This window comes from Azonexus sp. (assembly GCF_036170495.1).
Classification (GTDB): Bacteria; Pseudomonadota; Gammaproteobacteria; order Burkholderiales; family Rhodocyclaceae; genus Azonexus.
On sequence record NZ_JAVHPH010000135.1, the window covers coordinates 2,084 to 5,074 of the forward strand.

Genomic DNA, 2,991 nt, shown 5'->3' on the forward strand with positions numbered 1-2,991 from the left:
CCAGCGACCAGGAAGACCCAGAACAGGATCAGCGCCAGTTTCGGGCTGAACAGTTCGGTCTCGGATTCTTCCGGGATCATGTAGTAGGCGCCACCCATGAAGCCGAAGAGCAGCCACACGATGAGCAGGTTGGTGTGGACCATGCGGGCCACGTTGAACGGGATGGCGGGGAACAGGAAGTCGCCGAGCACATACTGCAGGCCCATGATCAGGCCGAACAGGATTTGACCGACAAACAGGCCGATGGCCGCGATGAAGTAGGGTTTTGCAACCGCTTGGGATTTGTATTGCATGTTCAGTTCTCCTCTCGATCAGCCCTGGCTGTTAGGCGGCCAGTTGTTGGTGTTGATCGAATTGACGTGCTTCAGGAAGGCCACGATGGCGTTCAGCTGCTCGTCGGTGAAGTTGAATTGAGGCATGCTGCGGCGACCCGGGATGCCTTCTTTCGGGCGGCTCTGGATGAAAGCCTTGACGCCTTCGTCGCCGTAGCGAACGATGACGTTGCCCAGTTCCGGGGCGAAATAGGCACCTTCACCCAGCAGGGTGTGGCAACCGATACAGTTGTGTGTTTCCCACAGCTTCTTGCCCTCGGCGATTTGCGGCGTGATGTTGGCCCGCATGTCGCGTTTAGGAAGTTGCGAATGGGTATCGAATGACAGCGCAAGGAACAACAGGAAGAAGAAGACGGTCCCCCCGTAAAATATGTTCCGCGCCATCGATTTGGTGAAAGCGCCACTCATTGTTTTCCCCCTTTCGGAAATTGTTTGGCCGACGGATGGTAGGGCGCCGGGGGAGGCGCAATCTTTGATGCCCGCTAAAAATGCGGAATTACTTGAGGCGTCGGCGCGGGCGGTGTCGGCGGTATACTTGCGCCTCCTCAAGTTGAAAGCATTCCATGGCCGCAGCCAACGACAACGCCAGCATGGCGCTCTTTTGTGATTTCGAAAACGTCGCTCTCGGTGTCCGCGATGCCAATTACGAGAAGTTCGAAATCAAGCCGATTCTCGAGCGACTGCTCGCCAAGGGCAGCATCGTTGTCAAGAAAGCTTATTGCGACTGGGATCGCTACAAGGCTTTCAAGTCGGCCATGCACGAAGCCAATTTCGAGCTCATCGAGATCCCGCACGTCCGCCAGTCCGGCAAGAATTCGGCCGACATCCGGATGGTCGTGGACGCCCTCGACCTCTGCTACACCAAGGCCCACGTCGATACCTTCGTGATCATCTCCGGCGATTCCGATTTCTCGCCGCTGGTTTCAAAGCTGCGCGAAAACGCCAAGAAAGTCATCGGCGTCGGCGTCAAGCAATCGTGTTCCGACCTGCTCGTCACCAATTGCGACGAGTTCATCTATTACGACGACCTCGTCCGCGACCGCGAAGGCCGCGGCAATGCCCGACGCGACCGCGAAGCGCCGAAGCGTTCGCCGGAAGAAGAGGCGAATCGCAAGCTGAAGCAGGAAGAGCGCAAGGCCAAGGCGGTCGATCTCGTTACCGCGACCTTCGTCGACCTCATGGCCGACCGTGGCGAAAGCGAGCGGATCTGGGCCTCGGTGCTCAAGGAAGTCGTCAAGCGCCGCAACCCAGGTTTCAACGAAAGTTATTACGGCTTCCGGACCTTCGGCAATCTGCTTGAAGAAGCCGCCAGCCGCGGCCTGCTCGGCTTCGGTCGCGATGACAAGGGGGCCTTCGTTTTTCGAGGGCTGGTCCGCCCGGCCTCCGGCGAGACTGAGGCAGCCGGCGAATTGACGGCCGAACCCATTGCTACGGTCAACCCGGAAAATGGGCCTAAAAGTGAAACCGCTGACGAGCCGGAAACCTCGGGTAATGCGCGTCGTCGGGGTGGGCGCCGGACCCGCAACGTTCGGGAGCGTGCGGCCAGTGAGCCGGCCGTGGTTGTCGCCGACGCCTTGCCGGTCAGTGCTCTGCCGAGCAGCTCGCTTCCGGCGGCCGCCAGCGACGCTGCGCCGGTTGAACCGGCCGAAAGCAAACCGCGCCGTGGGGCTCGCCGTCCGCGCAAGGACGCGGCGGCGAAGGATATTGCGGCGTCGGTTGCCGAGTCGCCTGTCGTGATCGCCGTTGCCGCTGTCGCCAGCAGCGAGGGCGAGGCCAAGCCGGCCAAGGCCAAGCGTCCGTCCCGTCCGCGCAAGGCGAAGGTGGTGGCTGAAGCGCCAGAAAGCTGAAATTCGACGGGGCGGCGCACCGGCCCCGTTTGCCTCAGATTACGTCGAGCAGCTTGGTGCGCAGGCTTTCCGCCTCACGCTTGCCTTCGCGTGACATGACGATGGCGTGATACCACTCGCTGTACATGGTGCGCAGTTCGACATGGCCCTTCGCTTGTTCTATACGGTCGAGCAGTGAACTGTTGCCAAGGGCTCCGCAGAAGGCATTCAGCGTGTTGGCCATGAAATTGCGGGCCTTCTGCAAGCGAATCGGGTCATTACTTGCTGGTAGTTCGCCGAACGCGGTAATCGATACCAGTGGCGCCTCCGGCTCCATCGTTTTCCCGGCAGCATTGGTGACGCTGGCCAGTTCGATGTAGCCCTCTTCTTCTAGCGTACCCAGGGTGTGCTGCAAGTCGTCCGACCGCAGCATGTCGCGCAACTCGTCGACAGTCCTTTTTCCGTCAACGAAGATCAATACCCGCCTGACGCGCGGTGTCAGTCCGCCGGCCTTCGTGGTGATTTCATCCTGCCCCTTGGGGGTCTTGGCGAAAACTACGCCCATGTTTTGTCTCCATTATTTGTGTGAATTTTTGTAGGGCATTGTACACAAAAGAAAAACCCGCCGGAGGGCGGGTTTTTACGTAGCGTGAATTAGTTCTCGATCAGGCTGCGGCCTGGACTGGAATCTTGTGACCGCGCCGCGTGATGCGGTTCTGCGAATCGACGTAGATCAGATCGGGCTCGTGGCGGGCCAGTTCGACTTCGTTATAGACGGCGAAGGTGGCGATGATCAGGATGTCGCCCGGGGCGGCGCGGCGGGCCGCCGAACC

General features: G+C 60.0%; 6 protein-coding genes. 2 read left to right on the forward strand and 4 right to left on the reverse strand.

The window, feature by feature from the left end; genetic code table 11:
* A partial coding sequence (locus ADADOO_RS04270; protein ID WP_511275297.1) for a cbb3-type cytochrome c oxidase subunit I occupies positions 1-293 on the reverse strand: 293 nt, incomplete at its 3' end.
* A gap of 18 nt (positions 294-311) precedes the next feature.
* Positions 312-740: a c-type cytochrome gene (locus ADADOO_RS04275; protein ID WP_511275299.1), complete on the reverse strand. Its 429-nt coding sequence runs from the start codon at positions 738-740 to the stop codon at positions 312-314.
* Between ADADOO_RS04275 and ADADOO_RS04280 the strand changes: the two genes are divergently transcribed.
* Together ADADOO_RS04280 and ADADOO_RS04285 are read left to right on the forward strand one after the other, a co-directional pair.
* Positions 703-939 carry a hypothetical protein gene (locus ADADOO_RS04280; RefSeq protein WP_511275306.1) on the forward strand — a complete coding sequence of 79 codons (237 nt, stop codon included), beginning with the start codon at positions 703-705 and terminating at the stop codon, positions 937-939. The genes ADADOO_RS04275 and ADADOO_RS04280 overlap by 38 nt on opposite strands.
* Complete coding sequence (locus tag ADADOO_RS04285; protein WP_511275301.1) at positions 896-2,179, forward strand: NYN domain-containing protein; 1,284 nt, start codon at positions 896-898, stop codon at positions 2,177-2,179. The genes ADADOO_RS04280 and ADADOO_RS04285 overlap by 44 nt, the downstream gene beginning before the upstream one ends.
* Before the next feature lie 34 nt (positions 2,180-2,213).
* Here ADADOO_RS04285 and ADADOO_RS04290 read toward each other — a convergent pair whose 3' ends face one another.
* Entirely contained in the window at positions 2,214-2,723 is a 510-nt protein-coding gene (locus tag ADADOO_RS04290; protein WP_511275303.1) for a hypothetical protein, read from the reverse strand.
* A gap of 100 nt (positions 2,724-2,823) precedes the next feature.
* Positions 2,824-2,991: aspartate 1-decarboxylase (locus tag ADADOO_RS04295; RefSeq protein ID WP_511275304.1), on the reverse strand; the 168-nt coding region annotated here is incomplete at its 5' end.